Genomic DNA, 19288 nt, shown 5'->3' with positions numbered 1-19288 from the left:
CTTACTGGCCCACCCTTCCGTCGATGCACTCACGCAGCAGGTCGGCGTGGCCGCAGTGGCGGGCGTACTCCTCGACCCGGTGCACCAGCAGCTCCCGGACCGGGATCTCGACCTTCCCAAGACGTTCGCCCAGATCCGCGTGCCCCGCGAGCGCGGCGTCCGTCGCGGCCTGCTCGCGTGCGAGATCGGCGTACGCGGCGTCGACCACGGCCTGCTCGGCGACGGCGCCGTCGAAGTCCCCGTCAGGCTCGCCGTACAGCTTCGGCAGCGGCTCACCGTCGGTTATCCAGTTGAGCCAGTCCCGCTCCGCCTCGGCGAGGTGCCGGAGAAGGCCGAGCAGCGACATCGTCGACGGCGGCACCGACCGGCGGGCCAGCTGCTCCGGGTCCAGGCCCTCGCACTTCATGCGCAGGGTCAGACGGTAGTCCGTCAGGAAGGTCCGGAGCGTCTCCAGTTCGCCCTCCGCGCTGACGCCTTCGGCGCTGCGGGGGTCGTCGTCCGGGTCGGCCCACATGTCGGGGTAGACGGACGCCTGGCTCCATCGTGCGGGTTGGTCATTCATACGTCGCATGGTTGTCGGTGGGGGCCGGGCCCGCCACCGATTTGCGGTGCGCGTGTCCGACGAGGCCCTGCGGGACCGCGAGCGACAACCGAGCGCACGAGGCGGAACCTTGGCCGGGCCGGCCCTCTGCGAGAGATCGACGACGTGCCGTCACCTCGGGCCTACTCCACGTCCTCGTAACTCTGGAACCAGTGCGTGTCGTAATAGCGGGCGACCGAGTGCGGATGCGCGCGCTCGGTGAGCATGCGGAAGACGAACTCGGCGGCCGTGCCGTCGAAGCGGGTCCAGGAATCCGGGATGTCCTCCGACGCCAGGACGGGCCAGCCACGGAAGCCGATGTACGCCCACGCGGGAAGCCCCGCGAGCCCCGACGCCAGCCGGTCGGCACCGGACTCCCCCGCCCCGAGGGTGATCGCCCCCATGACGGCCACCCAGCACATCGCGTAACCGAGCGGCCGGTTCATGGCCCCTCCAGCCCGACGAGGGCCCCGGTTCTCCAACACGGCACCCCTCACACGCGAACGACGAAACGAATGGAATAGACGGTACAAACGAAGCGATCCGGACACGCCGGCCGGAGACGAAGGCGGTCCGGAGTCACTTCGGGCCGCGCCCGATCACCGGCCCTCGTCCATGGGAGTGGATCACCGGGGTCCAAAGAGACCAGCGCGGCCAGCCGCAGAGGTCTGGCCCCGGCGAGATCAACAGGCTGTGGCCTGCCACGGGAAGCAGCGGCCCGCTGCTCGGCGATGAGAGGCGGAAAGGTCTCCATGCCCACACTCACCACTGGTCTGCGAAGAACGCTGGGACGAACCGGGGCTGCCGCAGCCACCGGCCTCGCGCTCGTCCTGACCGCGCCCGGAGCCGCGCTCGCCGCGCCGGGCGACCTCGATCCCGGCTTCGACGGCGACGGAAAGGTCGTCACCGACTTCGGCGGCTACGACGAGAGCCGCGACATGGCGTTGCAGGCAGACGGCAAGATCGTCACGGTCGGCCTCAACAATCCTCCGGAGGGCGGCGCGGCCGACTTCGCGCTGGCCCGCTACAACACCAACGGCAGCCTCGACACGAGCTTCGACGGCGACGGCCTGGTCCTGACCGACGTGAGCGGCGGCGACGAGGACATCGCCAACGGGGTGGCGGTACAGCCGGACGGCAAGATCGTCGTGGTCGGCCGCACCGTGGACCCCGTGAGCGGAGGCAACCGGTTCACGGTCGTCCGCTACAACAGCAACGGCAGCCTCGACACCGGCTTCGCCGGCGACGGCATCGCGCTCACCGATTTCGGCACGGGCGTGCAGGAGGCCTACGCGGTGACGGTGCAGGCCAACGGCGCGATCGTCGCCGTCGGCGAGAGCGGTCCTAACGTGGCGCTCGCCCGCTACAACCCCAACGGCAGCCTCGACACGACCTTCGACGGCGACGGCAAGGTCACCACCGGCTTCGCGGGCGGCAGCGCGACCGCCTACGACGTGGCGCTGCAGACCAACGGTGCGATCGCCGTGGCCGGCCGCGCCGGGTACAACTACCCGGCGAACGCCTCGGACTTCATGCTTGCCCGCTACAACCCCGGCGGGGGCCTCGACACGAGCTTCGACGGCGACGGCAGGGTGACCACGCCCTTCGCCACGGCCGACGTCGCCGGCGGGCTGAAGGTGCAGGCGGACGGGAAACTCGTCGTCTCCGGCACCAGCGACTTCGACTTCGCGCTGGCCCGCTACAACCCCGACGGCACACTCGACAGCGGTTTCGACGGAGACGGCAAGGTCACCACGAGCTTCGGGGCCGGAACCCTGGACGGGAGCTCCGACCTGGCGTTGCAGCCGGACGGGAAGATCGTCGCCGCCGGCATCAGCCAGGCCGACTTCGCGGTGGCCCGTTACAACGCCAACGGCAGCCTGGACAGCGGATTCGGGACCGGCGGCAAGGTCACCACCGACGTCTACCTCGGCTTCTTCGACTCGGCCGGCGCGGTGGCGTTGCAGACCGACGGCAAGATCGTCGTCTCCGGCAACACCGGCGACGACCGAGGACTGGTCCGCTACCAGGTCGCCGCCACGCCGCCGCCGACCGGTGTGGACCTCTCCGTCACGAAGACCGGACCGGCCACCGTCAGCCTGGGCGATCAGGCCACGTACACCGTGACGGTGACCAACAAGAGCACCACGACGGCGGCCACCGGCATCACCTTGGCGGACGCTCTCACCGGACCCGGCACCGTACTGTCGGCCACGCCCGGCCAGGGCACCTGCACCATCACGGCCAGCAGCGCCACCTGCGCGCTCGGCTCCCTGGCCGCGGGTGCCTCGACCACGGTGAAGGTGGTCGCCGAACCCCGGGCCACCGGCACCCTGTCCGACAAGGCCACGGTCACCGCCACGCAGTCCGACCCGGTCCCCAGCGACAACTCCGCGACGGCGACCAGCACGGTGAACAACGCGCACGGCTGCACGATCACCGGCACCAGCGGCGCCGACACCCTCACGGGTGGCTGGGGGAACGACGTGATCTGCGCCCTGGGCGGCAACGACACCGTCCGGGCGAGCTTCGGCAGCGACACCGTCTACGGCGGCTCCGGAAACGACAACATCGACGGCGGGTTCGACAACGACACCCTGATGGGTGGCCCCGGAAACGACACGCTGACCGGCTACTTCGGCAACGACCAGCTCAACACGGTCGACAACGTCTCCGGCAACGACACCGCCAACGGCGGCATGGGCACCGACACCTGCACGACCGACCCCGGCGACGGCCGCGTGAGCTGCCCGTAGCCCCGGCCCGGTCAGTCCGGTCACTCCGGTCACTGCCGAAGACCTTCGGACCGGGAGCAGACCCCAACCCTGCTGAATGACGATCGCCCCCAGGAACCCTGGGGGCGATCGCTGTTCACATGTGCCTGCGGATCAGATGCCGTCGACACGGTCGCTCAGGCCCAGCACCTCGGGGAAGTCGCCGGGGAAGTTCCCGGGCATGCCCGGCACGTCGATGGTGCCCCCGTACACGCCGGCCAGGAACTCGACGGCGCCGACCGGGAACTCGATCCAGTCGGCGTTGTCCGTGCGGACGACCACCGGCCATGCGTCCGGGTCCGGGGAGCTCGTCCTCCAGTAGAAAGAATCCCCCGAATCGGAATCCGCCCAGCCGATCAAGCCTCCCGGCTGCGGGAAGGGAACGTAGCCCTCGGTGTCGCCCATCTCGTACAGATCCTGAAGGATCTCGTCCTCCCTGGCCCCGGACGCCCATGACGCCTCGGCGCCGGGAGTCGGAGAGGACACGATGAGGAAGTCATCGATGACCAGCACCGGGTACGCCTCCGCCAGCGCCCGGAAGTCGGAGGGCAGCGCCGTCCCGAGGGCCGCCTCGAGGACGGCCCAGTCCACGCTGCGCCCTCCTCGCACACGCCACCGCGTCATCGCCGGAAGCGCGGCCTCCAGCTCTTCCACCCTCAGCATGTCGTCCGCCGATCCGGTCGGGTGAGTTACAGCACACCAGGGCAACCAGTGACGTTTGTCGTTGGTCAACCGCTGAATAGAACGCTACCCGTGTGACGGGTGTGGCATTTGTGAACATTCTCTGAACTTCTGCAAGGGGTGGGGCAATTGGGGCCGCGTAATTCGCGCGCGCGCAGATCTCATGCGTACAAACCGCTGAGTCTCAAGCGCAGGGCCTGGGTGACGATGGGTGCCGTCGTCCTCGGCGGCGCGGGCGTGGTGACGTACGCCGTCGCCAGCCCGGAGGCGTCCGGTGGCTCCGGCCCCTCGGCGACGACTCCGCGGCCGGTCAAGGTGCGCTCCGCCGCGCTGAAGGCCGACGGCAGCACCAAGCGGGAGCTCCCGCGCACCGGCACGGAGCCGTTCTCGCTGGTCGGGGTGACCTGGGACAAGCAGAGCGCCGAGCTCAAGGGCACCGCCCAGGTCCGCACGCGCAGCAGCGTGACCGGGAAGTGGACCGACTGGGTGTCCGTGAACACGGACTCGCACCTGCCCGACCCCGACACCGCCGAGAGCAAGAACGGCGTGCGCGGCATGTCCGAGTCCCGGTGGGTCGGGCCCTCGGACGGCGTCGAGGCGCGCGTGGTCGCCGCCGACGGGTCGTCGACCGCACTGCCCAAGGGGCTCACCCTGGCGATGGTCGACCCGGGTGTCACCTCCAAGGAGGCCAAGGAAGCGAAGGCCGCCAAGGCATCCGTCGCCGACGGTGGGCCGCAGAACGCGGCGTACACCACCGACCTCGAAGAGTCCCCCTCGCCGTCGCCGTCGGATTCCGCCTCCGCCACGGAGAGCCCCTCGCCGTCGGCGTCGCCCAGCGATTCCGCTCCGGCCGACTCCGCGAGCCCGTCGGACTCCGCCTCGGAGAGCGCGAGCCCGAGCCCGTCGCCGACGCCCACCAAGCCCCCGGCCCCGCCCTCCACGGTGAAGCAGCCGCCGATCATCATGCGGTCGGAGTGGAAGCCGGACACCTCTCTCGCGGTCAACTACAGCCCGCCGGAGTACATCGACAAGATCCAGGCCGCGTTCATCCACCACACCGTGGACGCGAACGACTACAGCTGCGCCGACTCGGCCAAGCTGATCCGCGCCGACTACGCGTACCACGTGAAGCCGGCGCCGGACGGCAACGGCTGGAAGGACATCGGCTACAACTTCCTGGTCGACAAGTGCGGCCAGATCTTCGAGGGCCGCGAGGGCGGCGTCGACGAGCCCGTCTTCGGTGCGCACACGTACGGCTTCAACTCGTACTCGACCGGCATCGCGATCCTCGGCAACTTCGTGGACTCCAAGCCCTCGCGGGCCGCGATGGAGTCCGCCGCACGCATCGCCGCGTACAAGCTCGGGCAGTACGGCGTCGACCCGAACGGCTCGGTGAGCCTCGTCGCCGCCGGTGACACCGGCGTGTACAAGAACGGCCAGACCGCGACCCTGCGGACCATCTCCGGCCACCAGGACGCGTACGCCACCGAGTGCCCGGGCCAGCAGCTCGAGGACCGGCTCGGCACGATCCGATCCTTCGCCGCCGGCGCGGGCCGCAGCTCCGCCATCCCCACCGCCGACGTGAACCGCGACGGCATCAGCGACCTCGTCACCGGTCTGCCCAGCGCCTCCAGCGGCGGCCGCGTCGTCGTCGTGCCGGGCGGCGCGAGCGGCCCCGACAGCGCCAAGAAGATCTCGCTCACGCAGTCCAGCCCGGGCGTGCCCGGTGCCGGTGAGGCAGGCGACCAGTGGGGCGCGGCCGTGGCCACCGGCGACATCAACGGCGACGGCTACGCCGACCTCGCGATCGGCCAGCCCGGCGAGGACGACACCTCCTTGCACGCCGACCGCGGCGCCGTCACCATCCTGTACGGCCCCGCCTTCACCACCGGCGCGCAGATGAACCTCGACGAGGGCTTCTACGCGAACGGCGCCAAGTACGGCTCCGCCGTGGCGGTCGGCGACTTCAACGCCGACGGCAAGGCGGACGTCTTCGCGTCCTCCACCGGCACCGGCGGCACCTGGACCGCGCGCTACGCCGAGGGCCAGGAGAGCAGCTCCAACATCACCAGCGGTGACGCGGCCCTCTCCTACGAGGACGCCACCAGCGGCGACTTCAACAAGGACGGCTACGCGGACGTCGCGCTCAACTACCGCGACTCGACGTCCGTCGGCCGGGTCGTCTGGTTCAGGGGAGGCAGGAACGGCCTGACCAAGGCCGGCACCCTCACCGTGAAGGGCGGCCGCTCCATCGCCGCCGGCGACATCAACGGCAACGGCGTCGACGACATCGTCATCGGCCAGCCCTACACCGCCGAGTCCGGCGCGTACGCGGGCGGCCAGGTCACCGCCGTCTACGGCACCGCGGGCACGGGCCTCACCGCCACCGGCGCCAAGGTCATCCACCAGGCCACCTCCGGCGTCCCCGGCGCCGCCGAGTCCGGCGACGCCCTCGGCGCGTCCGTCTCGGTCGGCGACTACAACGCCGACGGCTACGCGGACGTCCTGGCCGGCGCCCCGAACGAGGACATCACCCGCACCAGCAACCGCTCCAACGCGGGTACCTCGCTGCTGTTCAAGGGCTCGGCGACCGGCCTCACCGGCACCGGTGCCCTCGCGATCTCGCAGGACGAGCCCGGCGTCCCCGGCTCGACGGAGACCGAGGACAAGCTGGGCTCCGCCGTCTCCCTCACCGACCTGACCGGCTTCGGCCGCGCGGACCTGGTGATCGGCGCCTCGGGCGAGGACGCCGGCAACGGCACGCTCCTGTACGTCCCGAGCAACAGCACGGGGCTCGGCCTGTCGACGTCCAAGTACTACGGACTGACGCAGCTCGGCACCGCGACGGGCAACCACCTGGGCACCACGCTGGCGCCGTAACAGCACCTGTTGCATCTCTCGCCGCGCGGTTCCCGGCTCTCCCGGGAACCGCGCGGCGAGAGCCGTTTCGGCCCCGGCAGCCCTGGCAGCCTCGGCAGGCCTGCCAGCCTGTCTGCTTTGCGCCCTTACTTGCGCCGCCGCGCCCGGATGGGCTACTCACTACCTTCCACGGAAGCGGACCCGACCGCGGGAGGGGGCGGCCGGGCCCGGTTCCGTTCGGGTCCGTGGTGTCGGATCGGTGTCGTCGGATCGGTGTCGTCGGGTCCGTGTCGTCGGGTCCGTGGTGCCGGATCCGTGGTGCCGGATCCGTGGTGCCGGATCCGTGGTGCCGGATCCGTGGTGCCGGATCCGTGTGCTCAGACTCCGGCGGCGTTCTCCTCGAACGACACCGCCACGAGCCGGTCGCTGAATCGCTCGGGGTTCTTGATCCCCGCGACCAGGGCGCGCTGCGCGGGCACCGCCTTGTCGGTGAGCGTGACCGCGACCACGGGACAGTCCTCGATCTGGTTGGTGTACGTGGGCGTGCACTGGCCGATGTCCGCCCGCGTGTGGCCCGGGCAGACGGCCCGCTCGGGCAGTTCGATCTCCAGATCCAGATTCCCGGCGTCCGTGAAGCGGTAGGCGCCCGAAGTCGGCGGGACAGGCCGCCGCTTCACCCCCTTCATCACCTTCGCCGTCAGTCCGCGCGCCGACGCGATACGGCCTTCCCCGTGCGGCCCGTACACATCGACCGTGATCCGCCGCTCGCCCACCGGCGCGGTCAGCGTGAGCGGCTGCGGTCCCGGGTCGATCGCCGTATGGACCGTGAAGGCGGGCGGCCCGTCGAAGCCCGGCCCCGAACTCGAGTACCCGTAGGAGGAGATGACGAGCGCCGGCGCCTTGGACTGCTCCCCCTCCCCCCGCGGCGCGGGCCTCGCAGGACCCGGCGCACCACACCCGGACAGCGCCGCCGTGCCGCCGCCGGGCAGGCCGGCATCCTGCAGCATCCCTGGTACGACGCGGAACCGGGCCGTCGGATCCTGGAACGGCCGTTGATGCACGGCCAGCGCGACGAGTGCCACCGCGACCGGCAGCGCGATCGCCGCCCACGCCCGCGGGGAGGGCCCGGAGATGCCGTGCATCAGACGCGGCCCCGCGCCCGTCGCGACACGACGGCCCGCAGGATGCGCCGGCCCTCCGTCGACACGTCGAGCGCCTGGCGCAGGCCGCCCGCGCCCCGGCCCGCGAGCAGCTCGAGGATCCTGACCTGACGCCGCAGCTCGGCCGCCACCAGCGGGGACATGCCCTCCGTGCGGCCCTCGCGCCGGGACCGTACCGAGCCCGCGCCGTCCTCCATCGTGTCCAGCATGCGGTGGATCTGGAGCGCGCCGACCGAGCAGGCGTCGGCCCACTCCCGCAGCGCGGGCGCCGACGGGACGTCCGGCACGGCGGCCAGCATGCGCCGGGCGAGCCCGGACGCATCGTCCCCGTCGTCGTCCGGCCCGGCCGGGAACGCGGCCCGCGCCTGCGCCAGGCAGTCGCCCCACCCGGGACCGCCCTCGGCGAGGCTTCCCCACAGCGGGCGCAGCGCCTCGTCGTCCTCGGCGCCGAGCAGCGGCACACAGCGGTCGAGGCAGGCGAGACCGCTGGCCGCGAGACCCCGCTCGTCGGCCTGCGCGATCAGCTCCACCAGGCTCATGACGTACGCCCTTTCCCCTGCCGACCCGGCATTTCGTCCCTACTGGGCTCTACTGCGTGCCGGGGCGCAGGAACGTCACAGCGGCGCGACGCCGAGCCGGTCCAGGAAGCGGAAGAAGAGCGGCTCGGCGAACGGATCGGGGTCCTGGCCCAGGACGTCGGCGAGCGGCCCCTGCTCGACGGTGCGGCCGCACTCCTGCGCCCACGCGACCGCGCGCCGCGCCGCGTCCGCGGGCTCCAGGAAGTAGTCCTCCAGGGTCAGTTCGTCCGCGGAGAGGTATCCGGCCATGGCTTCGCGCGCCAGACACGTGGTCCACGCGCCGCTCTGAGGCGCGGCCGCCTCGATGACGACGCAGTCGCTGTCCATGACGTAGCCGAACAGGGCGGGCGCGCCGGTCTCGGCGGCCAGCGCGTTCATGCTGCCGACGTCGTGCCGCCGCTCCCCGCCGTCCGGGCACTCCCAGACCTGCCAGCCGTCGGCCCGCCGCTCCAGGAGCGTGAGCGCGTCGCGCGCCCCTCCCAGCGCGTCGAGCTCGGCGAGCGGCCGCTCACTCCTGGCCACGACGTAATAGCCCCAGTAACCCATGCCGGTGTCCCCCCGGTGCCTTCGAAAGCGGCTGATCTCGGCTCGGGCCGAATACACCACAGCCGTACGTGGCTCCGCCACCGAAAACGCAGATCCGGCGAATCAGGCAGGGAACGGCACCATCGCGGGCCCGCGCAGGGCCTTCTCGTTCTGCATGCGGGTCAGGGAGCGGACGAAGATGATGGCGGCGACGGCGGCGGCGATGTCGAGCGCGTCGGAGAGCATCAGCATCTGCGCGGCCGTCCTGATCTCGCCGATGCTTTCGGCCTTGTCGTACTGGCTGCTCGCGACGCCGCCGATGGCGTTGCCCGCCAGCCACAGGCTCCACCAGCGGTTGATGACCGTGTGCGGGTGCTTCTGCGGGATCAGGCCGGCCTCGGGAAGGCTGGCGTCCCAGGTGTCGGTGGCGACCTGGCGCGGCGCCCACAGGTTCACGATGGGCACGAACCAGCCCCAGGACGCCCAGCCGCGCGACCTCCTGTGCCCGTCGGGCCGGAACACCTCGGCGTTGATGCGCACTCGCCGGAACCACACGATGAAGACGACCGCGGTCGCCACGATCGCACACCCCTGGGCGACACTCGCCGCCCCGTACAGCAAGTCGATGCGGTCGGCGTCCGCCAGACTGCCCGCCGAGAAGTGCCCGGCCACGAAGTCGGCAGCGAGACTGCGCTGCTCGAACCCCACCCACACGGCGAACAGGTCGATCGCGATCGTCACCCCCAGCAGGACGACGACAGCCATCGAGACGCCGACCGGCGACTTGAGCACAGGAAAACCACTGTTGGACACGACGGACCCCCCACGGGTTCACGGTGAGCCGGTCGCGCGCATCTCCCCAGAGCGCGTCGATCACCGGCCAGCGGAACATACGGTTCAGGCCACCGCGCTGTCCACCGCTATACCGCTCAGGATCCCAGCCGGTTCGCGAGCGCCACGAACTGCGGCCATGTCAGGGGAGGCTTGCCCGGGTACCAGAGCTTCTGGATCGTCGCCCGCAGCGGCATGCGGATCCCCTGCGCGACCTGCGCCTGCGTCTGCGCGTTCGGGAAGTCGCACCACACGGCGAACGTGCCGCCCAGGATCTGGCTGTCGTACTTCGCGGGCACCGGCGTCGTGCCGCGCACGACGAGCGGGGTCCAGCTCTCGTAGATCCGCTGACCGGTCGGGTACACGAAGTTGTTGGGCTGACCGAGGACGTAGTAGAGGTACTCGTCGTTGTAGTTGGTCATCTTGCGGCCCTCGCGCAGGTACTCCTCCGGCGGGCGCGCCCCGATCTCCCTGCCCGTCCAGTACGCGACCTCCAGGCTCTTGTCGGCCTGGACGACACCGCCCCGGAAGAACCCGTCGTTCCACGCCTTGAGGGAGCGGTCGAACGGCTTCATCGTGGCGACCCGGTCGTTCAGCCAGCCCGTCGTGAGGTCCTCGACCGTCGCGTTCGCCCCGTACTTCTTCCTGGCCGCGTCCGCGAGCTGCGGGAACGACGCCTCCGGGTTCTTCACCGTCAGGGCCTGGTACTCGTCGCCGCCCAGGTGCCAGAAGGCGCCGGGGAAGAGGGGAGCGTACTCACGCAGCAGATCGTCGACGATCTTCGCCGACCCGGGGTTCGAGATGTCGACGGCGCCGCGTGTCGCGACCCCGGCGGTGTTCCGCAGCTGGAGGTCGGGGTGCGCCTTGATCACCGCGCCGAGGTGTCCGGGCGAGTCGATCTCGGGGATCACGGTGATGTGCCGCTGGGCGGCGAGCGAGACGATCTCGCGGACCTGCGCCTTGGTCAGATGGTCGGGCGAGACGATCTCGGGGTGCGAGTCCGACTGGATACGGAAAGCCTGGTCGTCGGAGAAGTGCAGACCGAACTGGTTGTACTTCAGGTCGCCGATCTCCCGGATCCGGTCCTTGATCCACCCGGCCGTGAAGTACTTGCGCGCGATGTCCAGCATGAACCCGCGCTGCGGCTTCGCCGGCGCGTCCTTCACCACGCCCTCCGGCGCGGTCCCCCCGCCGTGCACCTCCTGCTTGAGCGTGCGCGTGCCGTAGAAGACACCCGCGTCCCCCGGCCCGACGATCCGCACCCGGCCGTTCTTCACGGTCATCGTGTACGACTCGGGGTTCCCGCTCCCGCCGAGCGCCAGTTCCACGTCACCGGCGCCGGCCTTGACCTTGCCCGCGTACTTCAACCTCAGCTCGTCGGCGATGAGCTTGCCCTCGTCGGAGAGCTTGGCGTCCCCGATGACGACACGGCCGCTGGTGGGGCGCCATCCGGGGCCGCGCGCCGGCGTGTGCTCGCGCACGGACGGGATGGTCTGCGGGGTCTTCGACAGGGGATACGACTTCGAGGGCGAGGGCTCCGCCTGTGTCCGGGCCGAGGCCGGGGTGACGGACGCGGACGTTCCGTCGGAGGAGTGCTCGGCGCTGGCGGCGCCGGTACCGCCCCCGTCACCGGAACAGCCGGCGAGGACCGTGGCCAGCACGGCCGTCCCCGCCGTGACGACTCCCGCGCCGGTCCTCGATCGACTCCGCGTACCCATCAGTGACCGCCCTCCGGTTTCGACAGCAACCTCGACATCGAATTCCGCGTCCTAGGAGGCGACCGTAAGGCCTCGTTCCCCCGACCTCCTGTCCACCACACGCCCCCAAACTCTCCCGTCCGGGTGAAATCGGTGCATCTGCCAGACAGCTCCTGGCCCGGATCGCTAGCGTGTACGCACATCCGCCACACCCTCACCACATGTCCCGTGACACTCCTGACTCACATCTCGTCCCAGTGTCGGCCCAGTCACGTCCCACGTCTCGCCGAGGAGCGCACGCTGCCTTCGCACCGTTACTCCCGCCTCCCCGGGCATGCCGCCATATCGGTGCAGTCCTCACCAGGGCATTCGTCGCCCGTGCAGTCGTCCCCGCACGGCCTCACGCGGTTCAACACGCTGCCCGCGATCGCGGCCGAGCGCGCGCTCCTGACCTGCTGCGGGTCACTCCACTGGGCCCGCCGACTCGTCGCCCACCGGCCCTACCCGGACCTCGACTCACTCCTCGCCGCCGCCGACGAGGCGGTCTACGACTTCGTGCCGGCCGACCTCGACGAGGCCCTGTCCCGCGAGACGCTCTCCCTGCCGTCGCACGGCTCGTACTCCGTCGCGCACACCGCGCTCGGCGCCGCGCACAGCGCGTACGAGAGCCGCTTCGGACATGCGTTCGTGATCTGCCTCGACGGCTACGGGCCCGACGAGGCCCTCGACCAGCTCCTGGCCGGAATCCGGTCACGCCTTGGCAACGATCCCGAGGAGGAGCGCGTCGTGTCCTGGGACGAACTGCGCCGACTCGCCCGGGGGCGACTCGCCCGGCTCGTCCGGTCGCTCGATGCCCGGACGGAGCCCCAAGAGGCGATAGACCCGCAGGAACCAGCGGATTCCGGGCGCCCCGACAGTGCGTCCGATAGCCCGTACGTGGCTGTTTGATTGCCTGTTTGATCACACCGGCGGCCCCCGGGCGAGCGAGCCGACAACTCGTCGATACGATGACGAGCGGCCGGTGGACCGTACCCGGCCGGGCCCGACCGACAGAGAAGCCGGCGCGGCCCCAATCCCCGCTCCCGGAGGGTTCTTCCGTGCCGGCTGGAACGCTGTACCGCGGCCGGGAAGGCATGTGGTCGTGGGTGGCTCATCGAGTCACCGGTGTCCTCATTTTCTTCTTCCTGTTCGTACACGTCCTGGACACCGCTCTCGTCCGCGTCTCCCCCGAGTCGTACGACGACGTCGTTTCCACCTACAAGACGCCGATCGTCGCGCTCCTCGAGTACGGCCTCGTCGCCGCCATCCTCTTCCACGCGCTCAACGGCCTGCGTGTCATCGCCGTCGACTTCTGGTCGAAGGGTCCGCGCTACCAGAAGCAGATGCTCTGGACCGTCGTCGGCATCTGGGTGGTGCTGATGGTGGGCGCGCTGTACCCGGTCCTCGGCCACGCCGTCCGTGAACTCTTCGGGAGCTGACGCCAGACATGTCTGCTGACACCACCCCTGCGAAGACGCCCGGCGTCGGACCCGTCGAGGTCGTCGCCGTCTACGACGTCGACAACCCGGCCCCCGTCATCGAGGCCCCCCGCAAGCGCACCTCGAGGACCCCGCGCTCCACGCGCGGCAACTTCGAGATGGCCGCATGGCTCTTCATGCGCCTGTCCGGCGTCGTCCTCGTCGTCCTGGTCCTCGGCCACCTGCTCATCCAGCTCGTCCTCGACGGCGGCGTGAGCAAGATCGGCTTCGCGTTCGTCGCGGGCCGCTGGGCCTCGCCGTTCTGGCAGGGCTGGGACCTCCTGATGCTGTGGCTCGCGATGCTGCACGGCGCGAACGGTCTGCGTACGGTCATCAACGACTACGCCGAGCGCCCGAACACGCGCCTGTGGCTGAAGGGCCTCCTGTACACCGCCACGGTGTTCACGATCCTGCTGGGCACGCTGGTGATCTTCACCTTCGACCCGAACATCCGATAGGCACGGGGCTGAGGTAACCACTCATGAAGATCCACAAGTACGACACCGTCATCGTCGGCGCCGGTGGCGCGGGCATGCGCGCGGCCATCGAGTCGACGAAGCGCAGCCGCACCGCCGTCCTGACGAAGCTCTACCCCACCCGCTCCCACACGGGCGCGGCGCAGGGCGGCATGGCCGCCGCGCTCGCCAACGTGGAGGAGGACAACTGGGAGTGGCACACCTTCGACACGATCAAGGGCGGTGACTACCTGGTCGACCAGGACGCCGCCGAGATCCTCGCGAAGGAGGCCATCGACTCCGTCCTCGACCTGGAGAAGATGGGCCTGCCGTTCAACCGCACCCCGGACGGCACCATCGACCAGCGCCGCTTCGGCGGCCACTCGCGCAACCACGGCGAGGCCCCGGTCCGCCGGTCCTGCTACGCCGCGGACCGCACCGGCCACATGATCCTTCAGACGCTGTACCAGAACTGCGTGAAGGAGGGCGTGGAGTTCTTCAACGAGTTCTACGTCCTGGACCAGCTGATCACCGAGGTCGACGGCGTCAAGCACTCGGCCGGTGTCGTCGCGTACGAGCTGGCGACCGGTGAGATCCACATCTTCCAGGCCAAGTCGGTCATCTACGCCTCGGGCGGCACCGGCAAGTTCTTCAAGGTGACGTCGAACGCGCACACCCTGACCGGTGACGGCCAGGCGGCCTGCTACCGGCGCGGTCTGCCGCTGGAGGACATGGAGTTCTTCCAGTTCCACCCGACCGGCATCTGGCGCATGGGCATCCTTCTCACGGAGGGCGCCCGCGGTGAGGGCGGCATCCTCCGTAACAAGGACGGCGAGCGCTTCATGGAGAAGTACGCGCCCGTCATGAAGGACCTCGCGTCCCGTGACGTCGTGTCCCGCTCCATCTACACGGAGATCCGTGAGGGCCGCGGCTGCGGTCCCGAGGGCGACCACGTCTACCTCGACCTCACGCACCTCCCGCCGGAGCAGCTCGACGCCAAGCTCCCGGACATCACGGAGTTCGCGCGCACGTACCTCGGCATCGAGCCCTACACGGACCCGATCCCGATCCAGCCCACCGCGCACTACGCCATGGGCGGCATCCCGACGAACGTCGAGGGTGAGGTCCTCGCGGACAACACCACCGTCGTCCCCGGCCTGTACGCCGCCGGCGAGGTCGCCTGCGTGTCCGTGCACGGCGCCAACCGCCTCGGCACCAACTCGCTGCTCGACATCAACGTCTTCGGACGCCGTGCGGGCATCGCGGCCGCCGAGTACTCCGAGAAGGCCGACTACGTCGAGCTTCCGGAGAACCCGGCGTCGCTGGTCGAGGAGACCGTCGAGCGCCTGCGCAACTCCACGGGCACCGAGCGCGTCGCGGTCATCCGCAACGAGCTCCAGGAGTGCATGGACGCCAACGTGATGGTGTTCCGCACCGAGCAGACGATCAAGACGGCCGTCGAGAAGATCGCCGAGCTGCGCGAGCGGTACAAGAACGTCTCGATCCAGGACAAGGGCAAGCGGTTCAACACCGACCTCCTGGAGGCCATCGAGCTGGGCAACCTGCTCGACCTGGCCGAGGTCATGGCGACCTCCGCCCTGGCGCGCAAGGAGTCCCGCGGCGGCCACTACCGCGAGGACTTCCCGAACCGCGACGACGTCAACTTCATGCGCCACACCATGGCGTACCGCGAGGTCGGCGACGACGGCTCCGAGTCCATCCGTCTGGACTACAAGCCGGTCGTCCAGACCCGCTACCAGCCGATGGAGCGTAAGTACTGATGGCTACCCCGACCATGGACAAGCTCGAGGCTCTCGAGGCGGACAACGGCTCGCACCTCATCACGGTCACCTTCCGCATCCGCCGGTTCAACCCGGAGGTCTCCGCGGACGCGGTCTGGGAGGACTTCCAGCTCGACATCGATCCGAAGGAGCGCGTCCTCGACGCCCTCCACAAGATCAAGTGGGAGCTCGACGGCTCGCTGACCTTCCGGCGCTCCTGCGCGCACGGCATCTGCGGCTCGGATGCCATGCGCATCAACGGCCGCAACCGCCTGGCCTGCAAGACGCTGATCAAGGACATCAGCCCGGAGAAGCCGATCACGGTCGAGGCCATCAAGGGCCTCACGGTCCTCAAGGACCTCGTGGTCGACATGGACCCGTTCTTCCAGGCGTACCGGGACGTCATGCCGTTCCTGGTCACGACGGGCAACGAGCCGACGCGCGAGCGTCTGCAGTCCGCCGAGGACCGCGAGCGCTTCGACGACACGACCAAGTGCATCCTGTGCGCCGCGTGCACGTCCTCGTGCCCGGTGTTCTGGAACGACGGCCAGTACTTCGGCCCGGCCGCGATCGTCAACGCGCACCGCTTCATCTTCGACTCGCGTGACGAGGCGGGCGAGCAGCGCCTGGAGATCCTCAACGACAAGGACGGCGTGTGGCGTTGCCGCACGACGTTCAACTGCACGGACGCCTGCCCGCGCGGTATCGAGGTCACCAAGGCGATCCAGGAAGTCAAGCGCGCGCTGATCACGCGCCGCTACTGACCTTCCCTGCATCACGTCCCTGAGGGCCCCGCTCCCGGTTTCGTACCGGGGGCGGGGCCCTCGGTACGTCACGGGGCTGCCGCTACGGGCCTGACGTCACGGCCCGCTGTCACGGGCCCGCCGTTCACGGGCCTGCTGTCACGGGGCGCTCGAAGAACGTCTCCAGCGCCACCGTCGCCTGCGTGCCGCTGACGCCCTCGATCGCGTACAACCGCCGCAGCACGTCCTGGAGTTGCTGCGTCGTCTCCGTGCGCACCTTCACCAGGACCGACGCGCTGCCGGCGATGATGTGCGCCTCCTGGATCTCGGGGATCGCGGCGAACTTCCCGGCCGACTCGCCCATCCACGACGACGACTCGACCATCACGAACGCGAGCACCCCCTGCCCGAGGGCGGCGGGGTCCACGTCGACGGTCGTCCGCCGGATCACGCCCCGCTCGCGCAGCTTGCGCACCCGCTCATGGGCCGCGCCCGCCGAGAGACCGACCTCCTTGCCGAGCGCCGCGTACGCCGTCGTCGCGTCGTGCTGGAGCAGCGCGACCAACTTCCGGTCGATGTCATCCACTGCCACTGTGACCCACTCCCGCTCCGCCGACCATGGCGTAACCGTATCCCGTTCTGCCATAGTCCCAGAAGACAGGATGTCATTCGGTCTACAGTTCTTGGGGGATAACCATGTCTGGCCAGAGCCAGCCCAGCGTGTACGAGATTCTGGACGAGCGCTTCCACACCGGACGGTGCGCCTTCGGGGACGACAGCCTCACCGTCCTGCACACCGGCAGCCGTTGGGCCGAGGGCCCCGTCTATCTGCCCGCCTGGCGCCAGCTCATCTGGAGCGACATCCCCAACGACCGTCTGCTGCGCTGGGACGAGGCGACCGGCACGGTCAGTCTCTTCCGCGAACCCGCCGGACACACCAACGGCAACACCCTCGACCGCGAGGGGCGCCTCGTCAGCGCCGAACAGGGCGGCCGCCGCGTCACCCGCACCGAGGCCGACGGCCGGATCACCGTCCTCGCCGACCGCTTCGAGGGCAAGCGGCTCAACAGCCCGAACGACGTCGTGGTGCGCTCGGACGGCTCGATCTGGTTCTCCGACCCGGACTTCGGGATCACCAGCGACTACGAGGGATTCCGCGCCGAGTCCGAGATCGGCGCCAACAACGTCTACCGGATCGGCCCCACCACCGGCGAGGTGCGCCAGGTCGCCGACGGCTTCGGGGCGCCGAACGGACTGGTCTTCTCGCCCGACGAGAGCCAGTTGTACGTCTCCGACACCCGGGCCGGACACATCCGCGTCTTCGACGTGCTCGACGACGGCGAGAGCCTGAGCGACGGCAAGGTCTTCGCCGAGACCAGCGGCGACGACGGCCGCTTCGACAACATCCGCTTCGACGACGGCGGGCGACTGTGGGCCGCCGCCATGCACGGCGGCGTGCACTGCTATGACCCGGACGGCACGCGGATCGGCCGCATCGACGTCCCGGAGCCGGTCTCCAACGTCGCGTTCGGCGGCCGCAAGAACAACATCCTCTTCATCACCGCGACGACGTCCCTGTACTGCCTGATGACGTCCGTGACCGGCGCGCCACGTATCCGCCACTGACGATGTACCGTCCCGTTCGCCCTGAACACGGCTAATCTGACGGTATGTCACTTAAGCTTGAGCTGCTCGGCTTCGACAACGTGCTGTTCCCCGTCGGCGATCTCGGCGAGGCGGTCTCCTTCTACGAGCGGGCCGGTTTCCACGTGAAATTCCGCCTCGACGAGGCCGGGATCGCCCTCCTCGAAGCCGGCAAGGAGACACCTGGCGTACTGCTGCGCGCGGAGGAGGACTTCGACCACCGACCTCCCCCCTGCCCGGGCCCGCGCGTATGGCTGGAGGTGCGCGACGCCAAGGCAGCGGCCCGCGCGCTCACGGAGGCCGGGATCCCGCCCATCGACCCGCCGTTCTCCACCTCCACCGGTCACGTCGTGGAGATCGCGGACCCGTGGGGCAACGTCATCGGCCTCACGGACTATCTCAAGCGGCCCGAACTGGCCCGGAGTTGACGCCCGCGTCCGCCGTCCCCCTCGGCCGACCCTCGCTTGAACATGTTCAAAAACAGGTCTACAGTCCTTCTCGACAGCGTTTTTGAACGCGTTCAAGGAGGGGTGGGGAATGGACCTCACAGTCGTCGCATACGTCGTCTACCTCGTCGTCAGCATCAGCCTGACCGTCTGGGTGGCGCGCACCCTGAGCCGTAACGGAAGGGTCTTCCTCGCCGACGTGCTGCACGGGAACGAGAAGCTCGCGGATGCCGTCAACCATCTGCTGGTGGTCGGCTTCTACCTTGTCAACCTCGGCTTCGTGGCGCTCTATCTGAGCGGGGACGACGACATCGCCGACACCCGGGGCATCTTCGAGGCCCTGTCGACGAAGCTCGGCGTGGTGCTCCTGGTCCTTGGGGTCATGCACCTGGGCAACGTGTGGGTGCTCAACAAGATCCGGCGGCGGGGCGTGATGGAGCGGGAGCAGCTGCCGCCCGTCCCCCCGCAGGGCTGGGCCGCGCCGCCGGTGGCCGGGGCGTGACGGCGATGACCGAGACCGCGGACCGGGGCACCACGGGGGCCCCGGTCCGCCGGCTCATCCTCCTCTACGACGCCCAGTGCCCGCTCTGCACGTTCCTGCGGAACTGGCTCGCCCGGCAGCGCCAGCTCGTCCCGCTCGACCTGGTGCCGGCCGGGTCCGAAGAGGCCCGGCGCCGCTGCCCCGGGATCGACCACATCTCCACGCTCTCGGAGATCACGCTCGTCGGCGACAGCGGCCAGATCTACCGCGGGCCCGCCGCCTGGGTCGTCACCCTGTGGGCACTGTCCGAGTACCGGCCCCTGTCCCACAAGTTCAGCACCCCCGCGGGCGCCCGCCTCGCGCGCGCCGCGGTCCTCGCCGCCGCCAAGTACCGCCAGGCCCACCGGGACCAGCAGGTCAGGAAGGCCGGGGGCGGCGCCTACCGCAGGGCGGACGGCTGGGTGTACGACCGCGTCGACGGCTGGACGTACTACGGCCCCGCGGCCTGCGACAGCGGCTGTCACGTGCCCGATTAG

20 protein-coding genes are annotated in these 19288 nt (G+C 70.0%); 11 read left to right on the top strand and 9 right to left on the bottom strand.

Annotated elements, in window-relative coordinates; genetic code table 11:
• Position 1: 1 nt before the first annotated feature.
• On the bottom strand, positions 2 to 571 hold the full coding sequence (locus LGI35_RS27270) for a DinB family protein (protein WP_227296898.1): 570 nt from the start codon (positions 569 to 571) through the stop codon (positions 2 to 4).
• A 152-nt stretch (positions 572 to 723) separates the two neighbouring features.
• Positions 724 to 1026, bottom strand: a complete 303-nt coding sequence (locus tag LGI35_RS27265; RefSeq protein ID WP_227296897.1) for a hypothetical protein — start codon at positions 1024 to 1026, stop codon at positions 724 to 726.
• A 306-nt stretch (positions 1027 to 1332) separates the two neighbouring features.
• Between LGI35_RS27265 and LGI35_RS27260 the strand changes: the two genes are divergently transcribed.
• Positions 1333 to 3336, top strand: a complete 2004-nt coding sequence (locus LGI35_RS27260) for a DUF11 domain-containing protein (protein ID WP_227296896.1) — start codon at positions 1333 to 1335, stop codon at positions 3334 to 3336.
• A 132-nt stretch (positions 3337 to 3468) separates the two neighbouring features.
• Here the strand turns inward: LGI35_RS27260 and LGI35_RS27255 are convergent, their stop codons facing one another.
• Complete coding sequence (locus LGI35_RS27255) at positions 3469 to 3945, bottom strand: hypothetical protein (RefSeq protein WP_227296895.1); 477 nt, start codon at positions 3943 to 3945, stop codon at positions 3469 to 3471.
• A gap of 297 nt (positions 3946 to 4242) precedes the next feature.
• On the opposite strand from LGI35_RS27255, the gene LGI35_RS27250 reads away from it, so the two are divergent.
• A complete protein-coding gene (locus LGI35_RS27250) occupies positions 4243 to 6915 on the top strand; it encodes an FG-GAP-like repeat-containing protein (RefSeq protein ID WP_227296894.1) in 2673 nt (890 codons plus the stop codon).
• A 356-nt stretch (positions 6916 to 7271) separates the two neighbouring features.
• Here LGI35_RS27250 and LGI35_RS27245 read toward each other — a convergent pair whose 3' ends face one another.
• The 5 genes from LGI35_RS27245 to LGI35_RS27225 all read right to left on the bottom strand — a co-directional run bounded on the left by LGI35_RS27245 (position 7272) and on the right by LGI35_RS27225 (position 11706).
• Complete coding sequence (locus LGI35_RS27245; protein WP_227296893.1) at positions 7272 to 8036, bottom strand: hypothetical protein; 765 nt, start codon at positions 8034 to 8036, stop codon at positions 7272 to 7274.
• Positions 8036 to 8593, bottom strand: coding sequence for a hypothetical protein (locus LGI35_RS27240; protein WP_227296892.1), 558 nt, complete (start codon positions 8591 to 8593; stop codon positions 8036 to 8038). The genes LGI35_RS27245 and LGI35_RS27240 overlap by 1 nt, the downstream gene beginning before the upstream one ends.
• A gap of 75 nt (positions 8594 to 8668) precedes the next feature.
• Complete coding sequence (locus LGI35_RS27235; RefSeq protein ID WP_227296891.1) at positions 8669 to 9178, bottom strand: hypothetical protein; 510 nt, start codon at positions 9176 to 9178, stop codon at positions 8669 to 8671.
• Positions 9179 to 9280: 102 nt separating this feature from the next.
• On the bottom strand, positions 9281 to 9970 hold the full coding sequence (locus LGI35_RS27230; RefSeq protein WP_227296890.1) for a DUF4328 domain-containing protein: 690 nt from the start codon (positions 9968 to 9970) through the stop codon (positions 9281 to 9283).
• A 116-nt stretch (positions 9971 to 10086) separates the two neighbouring features.
• Positions 10087 to 11706 carry a beta-N-acetylhexosaminidase gene (locus tag LGI35_RS27225; protein WP_227296889.1) on the bottom strand — a complete coding sequence of 540 codons (1620 nt, stop codon included), beginning with the start codon at positions 11704 to 11706 and terminating at the stop codon, positions 10087 to 10089.
• 357 nt (positions 11707 to 12063) lie between these two features.
• On the opposite strand from LGI35_RS27225, the gene LGI35_RS27220 reads away from it, so the two are divergent.
• The 5 genes from LGI35_RS27220 (at position 12064) to LGI35_RS27200 (ending at position 16202) form a co-directional block, all read left to right on the top strand.
• Entirely contained in the window at positions 12064 to 12633 is a 570-nt protein-coding gene (locus LGI35_RS27220) for a 2-oxo-4-hydroxy-4-carboxy-5-ureidoimidazoline decarboxylase (RefSeq protein WP_227296888.1), read from the top strand.
• Positions 12634 to 12782: 149 nt separating this feature from the next.
• The gene (gene sdhC / locus LGI35_RS27215; protein ID WP_100594758.1) at positions 12783 to 13163 is read left to right on the top strand and encodes a succinate dehydrogenase, cytochrome b556 subunit; all 381 of its coding nucleotides are present in this window, start codon (positions 12783 to 12785) and stop codon (positions 13161 to 13163) included.
• A gap of 8 nt (positions 13164 to 13171) precedes the next feature.
• Positions 13172 to 13660 (top strand): succinate dehydrogenase hydrophobic membrane anchor subunit, encoded by a 489-nt coding sequence (locus LGI35_RS27210; protein ID WP_116510807.1) that lies wholly within the window; start codon positions 13172 to 13174, stop codon positions 13658 to 13660.
• Between the two features lie 23 nt (positions 13661 to 13683).
• Positions 13684 to 15438, top strand: coding sequence for a succinate dehydrogenase flavoprotein subunit (sdhA, locus tag LGI35_RS27205; protein ID WP_227296887.1), 1755 nt, complete (start codon positions 13684 to 13686; stop codon positions 15436 to 15438).
• Positions 15438 to 16202, top strand: coding sequence for a succinate dehydrogenase iron-sulfur subunit (locus LGI35_RS27200; protein ID WP_116510811.1), 765 nt, complete (start codon positions 15438 to 15440; stop codon positions 16200 to 16202). Before sdhA ends, LGI35_RS27200 begins: the two co-directional genes overlap by 1 nt.
• 124 nt (positions 16203 to 16326) lie before the next feature.
• Here the strand turns inward: LGI35_RS27200 and LGI35_RS27195 are convergent, their stop codons facing one another.
• Complete coding sequence (locus LGI35_RS27195; RefSeq protein WP_116510813.1) at positions 16327 to 16767, bottom strand: Lrp/AsnC family transcriptional regulator; 441 nt, start codon at positions 16765 to 16767, stop codon at positions 16327 to 16329.
• Positions 16768 to 16877: 110 nt separating this feature from the next.
• Here LGI35_RS27195 and LGI35_RS27190 point away from each other — a divergent pair, with 110 nt between their 5' ends.
• The 4 genes from LGI35_RS27190 (at position 16878) to LGI35_RS27175 (ending at position 19288) form a co-directional block, all read left to right on the top strand.
• Positions 16878 to 17807: an SMP-30/gluconolactonase/LRE family protein gene (locus tag LGI35_RS27190; RefSeq protein ID WP_227296886.1), complete on the top strand. Its 930-nt coding sequence runs from the start codon at positions 16878 to 16880 to the stop codon at positions 17805 to 17807.
• 44 nt (positions 17808 to 17851) lie between these two features.
• Positions 17852 to 18253, top strand: a complete 402-nt coding sequence (locus tag LGI35_RS27185; protein ID WP_227296885.1) for a VOC family protein — start codon at positions 17852 to 17854, stop codon at positions 18251 to 18253.
• A 109-nt stretch (positions 18254 to 18362) separates the two neighbouring features.
• Positions 18363 to 18773, top strand: coding sequence for a hypothetical protein (locus tag LGI35_RS27180; protein ID WP_227296884.1), 411 nt, complete (start codon positions 18363 to 18365; stop codon positions 18771 to 18773).
• Between the two features lie 5 nt (positions 18774 to 18778).
• Complete coding sequence (locus tag LGI35_RS27175) at positions 18779 to 19288, top strand: thiol-disulfide oxidoreductase DCC family protein (RefSeq protein WP_227296883.1); 510 nt, start codon at positions 18779 to 18781, stop codon at positions 19286 to 19288.

Origin of the sequence: Streptomyces longhuiensis, assembly GCF_020616555.1 — a bacterium.
In the GTDB taxonomy this organism is placed as follows: Bacteria; Actinomycetota; Actinomycetes; order Streptomycetales; family Streptomycetaceae; genus Streptomyces; species Streptomyces longhuiensis.
The sequence above is the reverse complement of the archived record's forward strand: the minus strand, read 5'-3'. Positions and strand labels throughout refer to the sequence as shown.

What these genes read in the sequence shown, in the direction of transcription:
- LGI35_RS27260 (WP_227296896.1), top strand. Translation starts at nt 1,333, where the DNA reads ATGCCCACACTCACCACTGGTCTGCGAAGAACGCTGGGACGAACCGGG.
- LGI35_RS27250 (WP_227296894.1), top strand. Translation starts at nt 4,243, where the DNA reads ATGGGTGCCGTCGTCCTCGGCGGCGCGGGCGTGGTGACGTACGCCGTC.
- LGI35_RS27225 (WP_227296889.1), bottom strand. Translation starts at nt 11,706, where the DNA reads ATGGGTACGCGGAGTCGATCGAGGACCGGCGCGGGAGTCGTCACGGCG.
- LGI35_RS27180 (WP_227296884.1), top strand. Translation starts at nt 18,363, where the DNA reads ATGGACCTCACAGTCGTCGCATACGTCGTCTACCTCGTCGTCAGCATC.
- LGI35_RS27185 (WP_227296885.1), top strand. Translation starts at nt 17,852, where the DNA reads ATGTCACTTAAGCTTGAGCTGCTCGGCTTCGACAACGTGCTGTTCCCC.
- LGI35_RS27175 (WP_227296883.1), top strand. Translation starts at nt 18,779, where the DNA reads ATGACCGAGACCGCGGACCGGGGCACCACGGGGGCCCCGGTCCGCCGG.
- LGI35_RS27235 (WP_227296891.1), bottom strand. Translation starts at nt 9,178, where the DNA reads ATGGGTTACTGGGGCTATTACGTCGTGGCCAGGAGTGAGCGGCCGCTC.
- LGI35_RS27245 (WP_227296893.1), bottom strand. Translation starts at nt 8,036, where the DNA reads ATGCACGGCATCTCCGGGCCCTCCCCGCGGGCGTGGGCGGCGATCGCG.
- LGI35_RS27270 (WP_227296898.1), bottom strand. Translation starts at nt 571, where the DNA reads ATGCGACGTATGAATGACCAACCCGCACGATGGAGCCAGGCGTCCGTC.
- sdhA (WP_227296887.1), top strand. Translation starts at nt 13,684, where the DNA reads ATGAAGATCCACAAGTACGACACCGTCATCGTCGGCGCCGGTGGCGCG.
- LGI35_RS27265 (WP_227296897.1), bottom strand. Translation starts at nt 1,026, where the DNA reads ATGAACCGGCCGCTCGGTTACGCGATGTGCTGGGTGGCCGTCATGGGG.
- LGI35_RS27210 (WP_116510807.1), top strand. Translation starts at nt 13,172, where the DNA reads ATGTCTGCTGACACCACCCCTGCGAAGACGCCCGGCGTCGGACCCGTC.
- LGI35_RS27240 (WP_227296892.1), bottom strand. Translation starts at nt 8,593, where the DNA reads ATGAGCCTGGTGGAGCTGATCGCGCAGGCCGACGAGCGGGGTCTCGCG.
- LGI35_RS27190 (WP_227296886.1), top strand. Translation starts at nt 16,878, where the DNA reads ATGTCTGGCCAGAGCCAGCCCAGCGTGTACGAGATTCTGGACGAGCGC.
- LGI35_RS27200 (WP_116510811.1), top strand. Translation starts at nt 15,438, where the DNA reads ATGGCTACCCCGACCATGGACAAGCTCGAGGCTCTCGAGGCGGACAAC.